The organism is Curtobacterium sp. Csp1, from assembly GCF_013347185.1.
On the sequence record NZ_CP054594.1, the window covers coordinates 2337504 to 2350313 of the forward strand.

Consider the following 12810-nt stretch of genomic DNA (forward strand, 5'->3'; position numbering starts at 1 on the left):
CCCACGCGCGGGACCGCCTACAACCAGCTGGGCAGCCAGTAGTGCGACCGGATGAAGTCCCACGGCATCTGCATCCCGGTCCACATCGGGTACCAGTACGCCGATGCGAGCACCACCACGCCCAGGTACACCCCGACCCAGGTGAGCGCGAGCGTCCGACGGTGCCGGGGATCGTCGCGCCGCCCGACCACCAGCCCGATCGCCGCCGCGAGCGCCGTCACCATGAAGGGCTCGAACGCCACCGTGTAGAACTGGAACACCGTGCGGTCCGTGTACATCAGCCACGGCAGGTACCCGGCGGCGACCCCGACGAGCACGAAGCCGTACTCCCACCGGCGCCGCAGCACGAACAGCACCAGGAGCGCCACGGTCGCGACCACCGCCGCGTACCAGACGAACGGGTTTGCGATGCCGGTGATGGCCTCGCCGCAGCGGGAGGACCCGCAGCCGCCCTGCCCGGCGTCCGTGCCGACGTAGTACATCGACGTCGGCCGTTGCATGAGCAGCCAGAGCAGCGGGTTCGCCTGGTACGAGTGCGGGGTGTGCAGGCCGATGTTGAAGCCGTAGATCTCGGACTGGTAGTGCCACCAGTTCTGCACGCTGTCCGGCACCCACGCCAGCACGCCCGTCCACCGCTCGCCGCCGGACGCGATCCAGTTCCGGTCCCAGCCGTCCTTCGACACGAACCAGCCGGTCCACGACGCCAGGTAGGTCGCGGCGGCGATCGGCACGGTGAGCAGGAACGTCACGGGTGCCTGCTGCAGGAATGCGCTCGACGACCAGAAGGCCACGCCCGCCCGGCGGCGCATCATCATGTCGGCGAGCACCGAGTACAGCGCGAAGAACGCCAGGAAGTACAGCCCGGACCACTTCACGGCCGACGCGGCCCCGAGCGCCAGGCCCATCGCCAGCAGCCATGGCCGCCAGAGCAGCACCGGCCCCCAGAGCGTGTCCCGGTCGGTCGCGGTCCGTGCGGTCACCCAGCGGTCGAGCCGCCGCTGCGCCCACCGCCGGTCGAGCAGCAGTGCGCCGGCGCCGAGCACGACGAAGAACGTCAGGACGCCGTCGAGCAGGGACACCCGGCTCAGGACGATCGCCTGGCCGTCGACCGCCAGCAGGAAGCCGGCGAGCGTGCCGATCGCGGTGGAGCGGAACAGGGACCGGGCGATGAGCGCCGTGAGCAGGACGGTCGCGGTGCCGAGCACGGCGACCGTGATGCGCCAGCCGAACGAGCTGTCGGCGCCGAACAGCAGCATGCCGAGCCCGATCAGGTACTTCCCGAGCGGCGGGTGCGCGATGAACTCGGCGGCGCTCGAGTAGAGGTCGGTCTGCCCGCTCGCGAACCGCCGGTCGGTGGTCGGAGCGCCCTCGTCCGTGGCGTTCGCCGGCCAGGTGCCCTCGTACCCGAGGTGCACGATCGACCAGCTGTCCTTCACGTAGTACGTCTCGTCGAACACGAGCGAGTGCGGGTGCCCGAGCCCGACGAGCCGCAGCACCGCGGCGAGGAGCGTCACGGCGAGCGGACCCGTCCAGCGCCACACCGCGACCCGCCGCGACGTCGAGAGCACCCGGCCCCACCAGTCGTCCAAGCGGGAGCCGACCGGCCCGGAGGGCGTGGTCGTCGGGTCGTCGATCAGCTCCGTGGTCATCGAGAGGTCATCCTACGGATCGCCCCCGAGCCGGACCTGCCACCACAATGGGGAGGTGATCGTCCTCGCAGCAACGCCCATCGGCAACCTCGGCGACGCGTCCCGCCGGCTCGTCGAGACCCTCTCGAACGCGAGCGTGGTGGCCGCCGAGGACACCCGGACCGCGATCCACCTGATGCGGGCGCTCGGCATCGAGAACCGCCCCCGGCTCATCGCGCTGCACGAGCACAACGAGCGGGCGAAGGCGGCCGAGGTCGTCGAACTCGCCCGCGACGAGGACGTCGTGGTCCTCACCGACGCGGGCATGCCGGCGATCAGCGACCCGGGCTTCCCGCTCGTCGAGGCCGCTGCGGCCGCCGGGGTCACCGTGACCGCGCTGCCCGGCCCGTCCGCGGTGCTCATGGCGCTCGCCGTCTCCGGACTGCCGACCGACCGCTTCACGTTCGAGGGCTTCCCGACACGGAAGGGCGGTGAGCGGCGGCGGCTGTTCGCCTCGCTCGCGGGGGAGCAGCGGACGATGGTCTTCTTCGAGTCGCCGCACCGCCTGGCGGACACGCTCACCGACATGGCGTCCGGCTTCGGGGACGACCGCCGTGCGGTGGTGTGCCGGGAGCTGACGAAGCTCCACGAAGAGGTGCGCCGTGGGTCGCTCGCCGAGCTCGCTGCCTGGGCGTCGGACGGGGTGCGCGGCGAGATCTGCGTCGTCGTCCAGGGCGCCGCGGGGGAGTCGGACGTCACGAGCATCGAGGACGGGGTCCGGCTCGTGCTCGAGCGGGTCGCCGCTGGTGCCCGGATGAAGGAGGCGGCGTCCGCCGTCGCGGACGCGACGGGCCTGTCGAAGCGCGACCTGTACGAGGGCGCGCTCGCCGCGCGCTGACGGGCCGACCACCGGCCTGGAGGATCGGGGCGGGCCCGCCACGATCCTCCCGTCCGGTGCCCGGCCGGGTTCCCCACAGGCCCGCGGGGGCGCGTCATCCGGCCCGCGCCCGCCCGTAGGATGGTCCGCATGTCCGACGGGTCCTCGTTCAGCATCACCACGCCGATCTTCTACGTGAACGACGTGCCCCACATCGGGCACGCCTACACCGAGGTCGCCGCGGACTTCATGGCGCGCTGGCACCGGCAGCGGGGTGACGACACCTGGCTCCTGACCGGCACCGACGAGCACGGCCAGAAGATCCTCCGCACGGCGTCGGCGAACGACGTGTCGCCGAAGGAGTGGGCGGACCGGCTCGTCACCGACGCGTGGAAGCCGCTGCTCGACACGGTCGACGTGGCGAACGACGACTTCATCCGCACCACCGACGAACGGCACGAGCGCGGCGTGACCGCGTTCCTGCAGAAGCTCTACGACGACGGCTTCATCTACGCCGGCGAGTTCGAGGGCTTCTACTGCGTGGGCTGCGAGGAGTACAAGCAGCCGAGCGACCTCGTGCCCGGCACCGGGGCGTACGAGGGCCAGCAGGTCTGTGCGATCCACTCGATCCCGGTCGAGGTCCTGGCCGAGCGCAACTACTTCTTCCGCATGAGCGACTTCGAGCAGCGGCTCCTCGACCTGTACGAGTCGAACCCGCTGTTCATCCAGCCGGAGAGCGTCCGGAACGAGATCGTCTCGTTCGTCAAGCAGGGCCTCCGTGACCTCTCGATCTCGCGGTCGAGCTTCGACTGGGGCATCCAGATCCCCTGGGACCACGACCACGTCCTGTACGTGTGGTTCGACGCCCTCCTCAACTACGTGACGGCGCTCGGCTACGGCTCCGACGACGACGAGGCCTTCCGGCGCCTCTGGCCGAGCGTGCACGTCGTCGGCAAGGACATCGCCCGGTTCCACGCCGTGATCTGGCCCGCGATGCTCATGGCCGCGGGGCTGCCGGTCCCGGAGCGCGTGTTCGGCCACGGATGGCTGCTCGTCGGCGGCGAGAAGATGTCGAAGTCGAAGCTGACGGGCATCGCGCCGTCGGAGATCACCGACACGTTCGGCTCGGACGCGTTCCGCTACTACTTCCTCCGCGCGATCACCTTCGGGCAGGACGGCAACTTCAGCTGGGAGGACATCTCCGCCCGCTACGCCGCCGACCTCGCCAACGGGTTCGGCAACCTCGCGTCGCGCCTGGTCGCCATGCTCCAGAAGTACTTCGACGGTGCGGTCCCCGCCCGGGGCGAGCTGACCGACTCCGACCGGGCGATCGACGCCCTCGCGGTGTCGGTCACCGAGCGTGCCGACGCGGCAGTCCAGGCCTTCGCACCGCACGACGCGATCGCGATCGTCTGGGAGCTCGTCGACGCCCTGAACGGGTACATCACCGAGCAGGAGCCGTGGGCCCTGGCCAAGGACGAGGCGCAGCGCGAGCGGCTCGGCACGGTGCTGGCGACGGCGCTGCGCGGGCTCGGCACCGTGAACGTGCTCGTCTCGCCGGTGATGCCGAAGGCGACCGAGAAGCTCTGGTCGGCCATCGGCGCCGGCGGCTCCGTGACGGAGCAGCGCGTCGACCGCGCGTACGAGTGGCAGGGCGCCGAGACCGTCGTGCCGCTCGAGTCGGGGCTCTTCCCGCGCATCGAGCCGCAGCACGAGCAGGGCGCCGCGTGACCGACGCGGCGGACGGCTCGCACGTCCGGGCGCGTGGCGACGGGTCGTCGGGCGGGTCGAAGCGGGACCTGAGCTACCCGCCGCTGCCCCAGGCGCTCGTGGTGCCGGTCTACGATAACCACACGCACATGGAGATCGCCGACGGCGTCGGCGAGGGCGGCGACGGTCCGCTCGACTACCGGGAGCACCTCGACCGTGCGTCGAGCGTCGGCGTGCGCGGTGTCGTGCAGGTCGGCACCGACCTCGCCACGTCGGAGTGGTCCGCGCAGATCGCCGCGCGCGAGCCCCGCGTCCTCGCCGCCGTCGCGCTGCACCCGAACGAAGCACCCGTGCTGGCGGAACAGGGACTGCTCGACGAGCACCTCGCCGGGATCGAACGGCTCGCGGCGCTGCCCCGGGTCCGGGCGATCGGCGAGACCGGGCTCGACTTCTTCCGCACCGGCGAGGACGGCCGCGCCGCCCAGGTCCGGTCGTTCGAGGAGCACATCCGCATCGCGAAGGAGCACGACCTCGCGCTGACCATCCACGACCGCGACGCGCACGACGCCGTGGTCGAGGTGCTCGACCGTGTCGGCGCTCCCGACAAGACGGTCTTCCACTGCTTCTCCGGCGGCCCCGACCTCGCGCGCCTCTGCGCCGAGCGCGGGTGGTACATGTCGTTCGCCGGCACGGTCACGTTCAAGAACGCCCAGCTCCTGCGCGACGCGCTCCAGGTGGTGCCGCGCCACCTCGTGATGATCGAGACCGACGCACCGTTCCTGACGCCGACGCCGTACCGCGGTCGGCCGAACGCGCCGTACCTCATCCCGCTCACCCTGCGGTCGATGGCCGAGACCCTCGGCACCGACGCCTCTATGCTCGCCGCGCAGATCGCGTCGACCACGGAGCTCGTCTACGGCGCTTGGGACGCCGAGCCCGTCACGGTGGACGAGTGACGATGGGTGCCCTGCTCGGCCCGGCGGAGATCCGGGACCTCGCAGCCAAGCTCGACGTCACCCCGACGAAGAAGCTCGGCCAGAACTTCGTGCACGACGCCAACACCGTCCGCCGGATCGTCGCCGCCGGGCGGGTCACCGCGGACTCCCGCGTGCTCGAGATCGGTCCAGGGCTGGGGTCGCTCACCCTCGGGCTGACCGAGACCGGCGCCTCCGTCACTGCTGTCGAGATCGACGGCCGGCTCGCGGCGCAGCTGCCGGACACCGTCGCCGCGATGCAGCCGGACGCGCGCCTGCAGGTCGTGCACCAGGACGCCCTGACCGTCGCCGCCGACGACGTGCCCGAGCAGCCCACCCACGTCGTGGCGAACCTGCCGTACAACGTGTCCGTCCCCGTGCTCCTGCACCTGCTCGCGACCTTCCCGACCATCGAGCGCGTGCTCGTGATGGTCCAGGCCGAGGTCGGGTACCGGATCGCCGCGGGTCCGGGCAGCAAGGTCTACGGCGCGCCGAGCGTCAAGGCCGCCTGGTACGGATCGTGGTCGACCGCGGGGCAGATCAGCCGGCAGGTCTTCTGGCCGGTGCCGAACGTCGACAGCGTGCTCGTCGGGTTCGACCGGCACGACCAGCCCGGCGACGAGGCCCTGCGGGCGCAGGTGTTCGCGCTCGTCGACGGTGCGTTCCAGCAGCGGCGGAAGATGCTGCGCCAGAGCCTGTCCGGGGAGCTCGGCAGCAGCGCCCGGGCGACGGAGCTGCTCACGGCCGCCGGGATCGACCCGACGGCGCGCGGCGAGGCCCTGTCGCCGGAGGACTTCGTCCGCCTGGGTCGCACGGTCCTCGACGCGTCCTGACGCTCGTCTCGCGGCGCGCCCGGCGTGGCCCGGTGCCCGGCGTGGCCCTCGCGCGCGGCGGTTCGGCGTGCCCCCGCACAACCGGGAGCGCGCTGCACCGTGGAGTTCCGCGGTGCGCTGCGCTTGCGACCATGCGGGGTGCACTCGCCCCTCGGACGACCGTGGCCACAGCAAAAATACAAAATACTTGCTCTCGCTGAACGCCGCCGAACACCGTCGCTCCACACGAGCGAAGGAGCACCGATGACCCCGACTGATCTTGCCGACGCAAGCGCCCGAACCTCGGGATCCCGCGGCCCCCGCGTCTTCTCGCGCGACGAGATCGAGGCGATCAAGGCCCGGACGCCGACGCCCGCTGGCACACCCGAGGAGCGGCGAGCCCGCCTGCAACGAGCGCTCAACACCTTCGCCTCCGGCAAGGAGTTCACGCCGGCATCGCGACTCCTGCGACGAGGGTGACCGCTCGTGTCGTCGTTCGAGGAGTCAGGGACGCGTGGCGTGCTCGCGTTCGAACACTTCGACGCGGTACCGGCACGAGTCGTCCTCGACTCGTGGTTCCTCCGGCGGGCCATCGACACGACGGCCCGGGGGCATGGTGCTGCGGCGGCGTTCCTGCAGCGGCTGGACCTCGTGACCGCCGACTGTTTCTCCAACGGCCTCACCGAGCTGGAGCTGATCGAGTCTGCGCACGCGATCGGTCGGCCCGGACTCGTGGCCGAGTGGGAGACCATCAAGTCGACGACACGCGTGCACTGGGTCGGCGTCGACGAAGTCGCCGACGACGTCGAAGCTCTCGTGGCGCGCTACGGACTGACCGCGAGCGGAGCGATCCAGGTCGCCACGACGATCGCGGTCGATGCTGACGCACTCGTGAGCGTCGATCCGGGACTCGCTGTCATCGATGCTGCGACGCTGTCCCTGCTCGTCGACGTCGACAGTGTCGCGGCCGCGCGACGGTACCGCGGTCAGCCGAGCTGAACGACGCCTCCACGGAGCCCTAGGCTCAGAGGAGTGCACCCTCCTCGCTCCCGGACCGCCGACGCGATCACGCTCGGGTTCCTCGTGGTGGGGCTGGCGGTGATCGTGCTCGCCCTCGTCGCCCTCGTGCGGGACGTCCGGGACGACGCCGCGTGGGCAGCCGTGCTGCTCGGCCTGGGAGTGGGCGTGTGGGGGCTGTGGTTCCGGCGGCTCGGGACCGATGACGCCGCCGACGAAGCGACCTTGAACCGCTCCGCCACGGGCCGGATCGGCACCGTCGCGATCGTGGTGGTCATCGCGGGCGGTGCGTACTGGTTGCTCCGAGGGGCCCTCGACCGCACGGTCGCCGAGGCGGTCGTCGTCACGGGGATCACGCTCGCGCTCTGGATGGTGAACCGCGTCGTCGACGCACAGATCCGCCGTCGACCCGCCGCGGGCGAGGCCGACTGACGGGCAGCCCGGACCGCCCGCACCGGCGGGCGGAAGCGCGGCGTCGCGTGCCCCCGCACAACCGGAAGCACACCGCACCACGGACTTCAGCGGCGCGCTGCGCTTCCGGTTGTGCGGACCTCCCGGACGCGGGACCGCGGTGGCCCGCCGGACGCGCTCAGTGCCCGCGGCCGGCCATCGCCTCGAGGATCTGCTGGTGCGTCCCGTCGCGCTCGGCCCACCGGAGCGGCAGGACGTCCTCGACGAGGACCTCGGGCGCCGCACCGGAGCGCAGCAGGTCCATGACCTCGTCGGCGAACGCGTCGAGGGGCATCCCGCCGAAGTCCGCGCCGCCCATCAGGTCGGTCCGGACGGCCGGCGGCGCCAGCTCGAGCACCTGGACCGAGCTGCCGACGAGCTGCTGCCGCAGGGCCTGCGTGTAGGAGTGCACGGCGGCCTTCGTCGCGCTGTACGTCGGCGTCGCGGTGAGCGGCACGTACGCGAGCCCCGAGGTGACGGTCACCAGGGTCGATGTCGGCCGCGAGAGCAGCTGCGGCAAGAATGCGTCGATCAGGCGGATCGTGCCGAGCAGGTTCGTCTCGACGGTCGCCACGGCGTCGTCGATGTGCCCGGGGTCGCGAAGGTCCTCGTTCCGCATGATGCCGGACATCGTGACGAGGCCGTCGAGCGCGGGGTGGCGGTCGAGGACCTCGGCCGCTGCGACGCGGATCGAGGCAGGGTCGGAGACGTCGATCGCGACGGTGTCGAAGCCGTGCTCGGCGGCGAGGGTGTCGAGCAGGGAGCGGCGCCGCCCGCCGATGACGACGGTGCTGCCCGCCGCCTGCAGACGCTGGGCGAGCGCGAGTCCGATGCCGGAGGTCGCGCCGGGGATGAAGACGGTGCTGGTGGTGGTGTCCATGACGACCACGATCCGCTCCCCGCCCGCCCCGCACCAGGACGCGCGCATCGGGGGACCGGCGATCCCTGGTTCCGGGCCGCCCGTCGGAGGACGATGGGCACATGGACCGCCACGCCCTCGCCGACTTCCTGCGTCGCCGCCGCGAGCTGCTCCGGCCCGAGGACGTCGGGCTCGGTGCAGGGGCCCGGCGCCGCACGCCCGGGCTGCGACGCGAGGAGGTCGCCGCCCTCGCGGGCATGAGCGTCGACTACTACACGCGGCTCGAACAGCAGCGCGGGCCGCAGCCGTCCGAGCAGATGATGGCCGCGATCGCTCGGGCGCTCCGGTGCAGCCTCGACGAGCGTGACCACCTGTTCCACCTCGCCGGCCACACCGCGCCGGTCCGGATGCACCGGGCCGACCACGTCGACCCCGCGATCCTCCGGGTGCTCGACCGGCTCGAGGACACCCCTGCGATCGTGGTGAGCGACCTCGGCGAGACGCTCGTCGAGAACCGGCTCGCCCGGGCCCTGCTCGGCGGGTCGGTCGACCTGCCCGGCAACGAGCGCTACCAGGCGTGGCGGTGGTTCGTCACCGGCACCGAGCCGGCGAAGTACGCTCCCGAGCAGCACGAGCGCCTGGTCCGGGTGGTCGTCGCGTCGTTGCGGGCGGCCGTCGGGCTCGCCGGGCCCGGGGATCGCCGTGCGACCGAGCTCGTCGCCGAGCTGCAGCGCCGGAGCCCCGCGTTCGCCGAGGTCTGGGAGCGACACGAGGTCGCGACGCGGTGGTCGGACAACAAGACGATCCTGCAGCCCGAACTCGGACGCATCACGGTCGACTGCCAAGTGCTGCACACCGACGACCAGGCGCAGGCCCTGCTGCTGTTCACCGCGCCCCCTGGAAGCGAGGACGCCCAGAAGCTCGAGCTCCTCGGCGTCCTCGGCACGCAGCAGTTCGGCACCGAACCGGCGCGGTAGCACCGCGTCACACTCCTGGCACCTCCCGACCATCCGTGCCTAGGGTGGGGCGGTGAGCACTCCGCGCGTGTACGTCATCCACGAGAACCCCGAGTGGTTCCCACCGCTCGCCGCCGCCTTCGCTGCCGAGGGCGTCCCGGTGCAGGAGGTCCTGCTGACCGAGGGGCAGATCGACCTCGGGGCGGAGCCGGAGCCCGGCGTGTACTGGAGCCGCATGTCGGCCAGCAGCCACACCCGCGGGCACGAGCACAGCAAGGAGTACACCCGCGCCGTGCTCGGCTGGTTGGAGCGTGCCGGTCGCACGGTCGTCGGCGGCAGCCACGTGCTCGAGCTCGAGGTCTCCAAGGTCGCCCAGCACGGGCTGCTGCAGGCCGCGGGCTTCGACGTCCCCCGCACCTCCGCCGTCTTCGGCACGGCACCGCTCAAGGAGGCCGCCCGCACCTTCACCGGCGGGCAGGACGTCCCCTTCATCACGAAGCACAACCAGGGCGGCAAGGGCCTCGGCGTCCGCCGGTTCGACTCGCTCGCCGAGTTCGACGCGTACGTCGACAGCCCCGAGTTCGAGGCCCCGGTCGACGGCATCACCCTGCTGCAGGAGTACCTGACGGCCCGCGAGCCGTTCATCACGCGCGCCGAGTTCGTCGGCGGCGAGTTCGTCTACGCGGTGCGGGTCGACACGAGCGCAGGCAGCTTCGAGCTCTGCCCGGCCGACGCGTGCGAGGTCCCCCAGGTCATCGCGGGGGCGGTCTGCGACGTGCCCGGTGTCGAGGCACCCGGTGCTCCTGCGGCGTTCAGCCTGCGCGAGGAGGTCACGTCTGAGCACCCGCTCGTTCAGCGCCTCCGCACGTTCCTCGCCGACCAGTGCATCCAGATCGCGGGCGTCGAGTTCATGGAGACCACCGACGGTCGCACCGTCGTCTACGACATCAACACCAACACGAACTACAACCCCGCCGTCGAGGCGGTCGCGCCGGTCTCCGGACCGCGCGCCATCGCGCGCTTCACGGGCGCGCTCCTCGAGCGCGACCACGCGGTCGCCGCGGTCTGAGACGAACCACCCACCGGCCTGGAGGCACGGTGCGGGCCCGCCCCGTGCCTCCCGTCCGTCACTCCCCACCAGCAAGGAACCACTCGTGCGATTCGGATACTGGACCCCGCTCTTCGGCGGTTGGCTGCGCAACGTCGAGGACGAGGACATGCCCGTCACCTTCGACTACGTGAGGCGGCTCGCGCAGCGAGCCGAGCGCATCGGCTTCGACCTGACCCTCGTGCCGGAGCTCAACCTCAACGACATCAAGGGGACGGCGGCACCGAGTCTCGAGGCGTGGGCGCTCGCGGCCGCGCTCGCGGCGACGACCGAGCGCCTGGAGATCATGGCGGCGATGCGGCCGGGCTACCACCTGCCGGCCGTGACGGCGAAGCAGGCGGCGACCATCGACGAGATCTCGTGCGGCCGGTTCACGTTCAACGTGGTGAGCGCCTGGTGGGCGGAGGAGGCGCGCCAGTACGGCGGCATCTTCTCGGAGCACGATGACCGGTACGCGCGCACCGAGGAGTTCGTCCGGATCCTCAAGGGTCTGTGGTCGGAGACGCCGTACTCGTTCTCGGGCGAGTACTACGACGTGCAGAACGCGCACCTCGAGCCGAAGCCCCGGGTCACGCCGCGGATCTACGCCGGCGGCGAGAGCGAGGCCGGCAAGAGCTCGATCACGCGCTTCGCCGACGCGTACCTGACGCACGGCGGCACGGTCGACGAGCTCCGGACGAAGATCGCCGAGATGCGCCGCCGCCGCGAGGACGCCGGAGCAGCGCCGTTCGAGGCGTTCGGCATGGCCGCGTACGTCATCGTGCGCGAGACCGAGGCGGAGGCGCAGGCCGAGCTCGCGCGCATCACCGACGTGCAGCACGGCAAGGCGTACGAGTCCTACCAGGACTTCATCTCGAAGTCGCAGCTCGAGCACGTGCCGTCGCTCGAGGACTACTCGGTGTCGAACCGCGGCCTGCGCCCCGGGTTCGTCGGGACGCCGCAGCAGGTGGCGGACCGGATCCTCGAGTTCGAGGACGCCGGGGTCGACACGCTCCTGCTGCAGTTCTCGCCGCAGGCCGAGGAGATGGAGCGCTTCGGCGAGCAGGTCATCCCGCTCGTCCGTCCGACCGGTGCGTCCGTCTCCCCGTCCGCCTCCGCCGGGTCGGTCGCCTGATGGCGGTCGAGGACGACTGGGCGTTCGAGACCCGGCAGATCCGCGCCGGGTTCAAGGCCGACCCGGGCTTCGGCGGGAACGTTCCGCCGATCGCGCAGACCGCCGCGTTCGTGTACCCGTCGGGCGAGGACGCCGCGGCGCGGTTCCTGCTCGACGCACCGGGGCACACGTACTCGCGGGTGAACAACCCCTCGGCCGCCGCGCTCGAGCGGCGGATCGCCGACCTCGAGGGCGGGGTCGGTGCGCTGGCCCTGGCGTCCGGGCAGGCCGCGACGTCGCTCGCGGTGCTCGGCGTCGCCCGCGCCGGCGACCACGTCGTGTCGAGCGCCTCGCTGTACGGCGCGACGTACACGCTGTTCGCGTCGACGCTCCGCGACCTCGGCATCACCTTCACGTTCGTGCAGGACCCCACCGACCTGTCCGAGTGGGCCGCCGCGGTCCGTCCGGAGACGCGGGCGTTCTTCGGCGAGAGCATCCCGAACCCGCGCGGTGACGTGCTCGACTTCGCCGGGGTGGCCGGCGTCGCGCACGAGGCCGGGGTCCCGCTCATCGTCGACAACACGATCGCGACGCCGTACCTCGTCCGGCCGATCGAGCACGGTGCGGACATCGTCGTGCACTCGGCGACGAAGTACCTCGCCGGGCACGGCAGCGCCATCGCCGGGATCATCGTCGACAGCGGGAACTTCGACTGGGCGGCACACCCCGGGAAGTACCCGCAGCTGACGACGGTCGAACAGTCCGGGTTCGCCGGCACGGCGTTCACCGAGAAGTTCGGTCGGCGGGCCTTCATCCAGCGCACCCGGTCGAAGCTGTCCGCGGACCTCGGCCCCGCGATCGCCCCGTTCAACGCGTTCCTGGTGCTGCAGGGCATCCAGACGCTCTCGCTCCGGATGGACCGGCACGTGTCGAACGCCGCGACCGTTGCGGCCTGGCTGGACGCGCACGACCAGGTCGGCGGCGTGCACTACGCGGGCCTGCCGTCGTCGCCGTGGCACCACCTGCAGCAGCGCTACGTGCCGAAGGGGCCGTCGGCGGTGCTGGCGTTCGACCTGGTCGGCGGGCTCGAGGCGGGTCGGCGGTTCGTCGCGGCCCTCGAGCTGTTCGACCACGTCTCGAACATCGGCGACGTGCGCTCGCTCGTCGTGCACCCCGCGTCGACGACCCACGTGCAGATGACCCCGACGGAGCGGGCGGCCGCGGGCGTCGGGGAAGGGCTGATCCGACTGTCGATCGGGCTCGAACACGTCGACGACGTCCTGGCCGACCTGGAGCGTGGTTTCACCGCAGCGCGCGCGGGATAGG

Annotated in this window: 13 protein-coding genes; 11 read left to right on the forward strand and 2 right to left on the reverse strand. The window is 71.8% G+C overall.

All coding sequences use genetic code 11. The features are described from left to right. Window positions 1-17: 17 nt before the first annotated feature. A complete protein-coding gene (locus HUN58_RS11170; RefSeq protein ID WP_180224782.1) occupies window positions 18-1649 on the reverse strand; it encodes a dolichyl-phosphate-mannose--protein mannosyltransferase in 1632 nt (543 codons plus the stop codon). 55 nt (window positions 1650-1704) lie between these two features. Between HUN58_RS11170 and rsmI the strand changes: the two genes are divergently transcribed. From rsmI to HUN58_RS11205, 7 genes are all read left to right on the forward strand, one after another. Then, the gene (rsmI, locus tag HUN58_RS11175; protein ID WP_180224783.1) at window positions 1705-2526 is read left to right on the forward strand and encodes a 16S rRNA (cytidine(1402)-2'-O)-methyltransferase; all 822 of its coding nucleotides are present in this window, start codon (window positions 1705-1707) and stop codon (window positions 2524-2526) included. A 129-nt stretch (window positions 2527-2655) separates the two neighbouring features. After that, a complete protein-coding gene (metG, locus tag HUN58_RS11180; protein WP_144804969.1) occupies window positions 2656-4236 on the forward strand; it encodes a methionine--tRNA ligase in 1581 nt (526 codons plus the stop codon). Beyond that, the gene (locus tag HUN58_RS11185) at window positions 4233-5171 is read left to right on the forward strand and encodes a TatD family hydrolase (protein WP_180224784.1); all 939 of its coding nucleotides are present in this window, start codon (window positions 4233-4235) and stop codon (window positions 5169-5171) included. Before metG ends, HUN58_RS11185 begins: the two co-directional genes overlap by 4 nt. Window positions 5172-5173: 2 nt before the next feature. Next, window positions 5174-6022 (forward strand): 16S rRNA (adenine(1518)-N(6)/adenine(1519)-N(6))-dimethyltransferase RsmA, encoded by an 849-nt coding sequence (rsmA, locus tag HUN58_RS11190; RefSeq protein WP_180226129.1) that lies wholly within the window; start codon window positions 5174-5176, stop codon window positions 6020-6022. A gap of 243 nt (window positions 6023-6265) precedes the next feature. Beyond that, complete coding sequence (locus tag HUN58_RS11195) at window positions 6266-6481, forward strand: hypothetical protein (protein ID WP_180224785.1); 216 nt, start codon at window positions 6266-6268, stop codon at window positions 6479-6481. 39 nt (window positions 6482-6520) lie between these two features. Beyond that, entirely contained in the window at window positions 6521-7000 is a 480-nt protein-coding gene (locus HUN58_RS11200; RefSeq protein ID WP_180224786.1) for a hypothetical protein, read from the forward strand. A gap of 33 nt (window positions 7001-7033) precedes the next feature. After that, entirely contained in the window at window positions 7034-7450 is a 417-nt protein-coding gene (locus HUN58_RS11205; protein ID WP_180224787.1) for a hypothetical protein, read from the forward strand. Between the two features lie 157 nt (window positions 7451-7607). Here the strand turns inward: HUN58_RS11205 and HUN58_RS11210 are convergent, their stop codons facing one another. Further along, window positions 7608-8348 (reverse strand): SDR family oxidoreductase, encoded by a 741-nt coding sequence (locus tag HUN58_RS11210; protein ID WP_141862607.1) that lies wholly within the window; start codon window positions 8346-8348, stop codon window positions 7608-7610. Window positions 8349-8449: 101 nt separating this feature from the next. Between HUN58_RS11210 and HUN58_RS11215 the strand changes: the two genes are divergently transcribed. The 4 genes from HUN58_RS11215 to HUN58_RS11230 all read left to right on the forward strand — a co-directional run bounded on the left by HUN58_RS11215 (window position 8450) and on the right by HUN58_RS11230 (window position 12809). Continuing rightward, entirely contained in the window at window positions 8450-9304 is an 855-nt protein-coding gene (locus HUN58_RS11215) for a helix-turn-helix transcriptional regulator (protein WP_180224788.1), read from the forward strand. Window positions 9305-9356: 52 nt separating this feature from the next. Next, window positions 9357-10352 (forward strand): RimK family alpha-L-glutamate ligase, encoded by a 996-nt coding sequence (locus tag HUN58_RS11220; protein WP_180224789.1) that lies wholly within the window; start codon window positions 9357-9359, stop codon window positions 10350-10352. An 85-nt stretch (window positions 10353-10437) separates the two neighbouring features. Beyond that, complete coding sequence (locus tag HUN58_RS11225) at window positions 10438-11505, forward strand: LLM class flavin-dependent oxidoreductase (RefSeq protein ID WP_180224790.1); 1068 nt, start codon at window positions 10438-10440, stop codon at window positions 11503-11505. Beyond that, a complete protein-coding gene (locus HUN58_RS11230; protein WP_180224791.1) occupies window positions 11505-12809 on the forward strand; it encodes an O-acetylhomoserine aminocarboxypropyltransferase/cysteine synthase family protein in 1305 nt (434 codons plus the stop codon). Before HUN58_RS11225 ends, HUN58_RS11230 begins: the two co-directional genes overlap by 1 nt. Window position 12810: the final 1 nt, after the last annotated feature.

Bases quoted from the DNA above. Each gene is read 5' to 3' on its own strand.
- HUN58_RS11170 (WP_180224782.1), bottom strand. From the start codon at position 1,649: ATGACCACGGAGCTGATCGACGACCCGACGACCACGCCCTCCGGGCCG.
- metG (WP_144804969.1), top strand. From the start codon at position 2,656: ATGTCCGACGGGTCCTCGTTCAGCATCACCACGCCGATCTTCTACGTG.
- rsmA (WP_180226129.1), top strand. From the start codon at position 5,174: ATGGGTGCCCTGCTCGGCCCGGCGGAGATCCGGGACCTCGCAGCCAAG.
- HUN58_RS11195 (WP_180224785.1), top strand. From the start codon at position 6,266: ATGACCCCGACTGATCTTGCCGACGCAAGCGCCCGAACCTCGGGATCC.
- HUN58_RS11210 (WP_141862607.1), bottom strand. From the start codon at position 8,348: ATGGACACCACCACCAGCACCGTCTTCATCCCCGGCGCGACCTCCGGC.
- HUN58_RS11215 (WP_180224788.1), top strand. From the start codon at position 8,450: ATGGACCGCCACGCCCTCGCCGACTTCCTGCGTCGCCGCCGCGAGCTG.
- HUN58_RS11230 (WP_180224791.1), top strand. From the start codon at position 11,505: ATGGCGGTCGAGGACGACTGGGCGTTCGAGACCCGGCAGATCCGCGCC.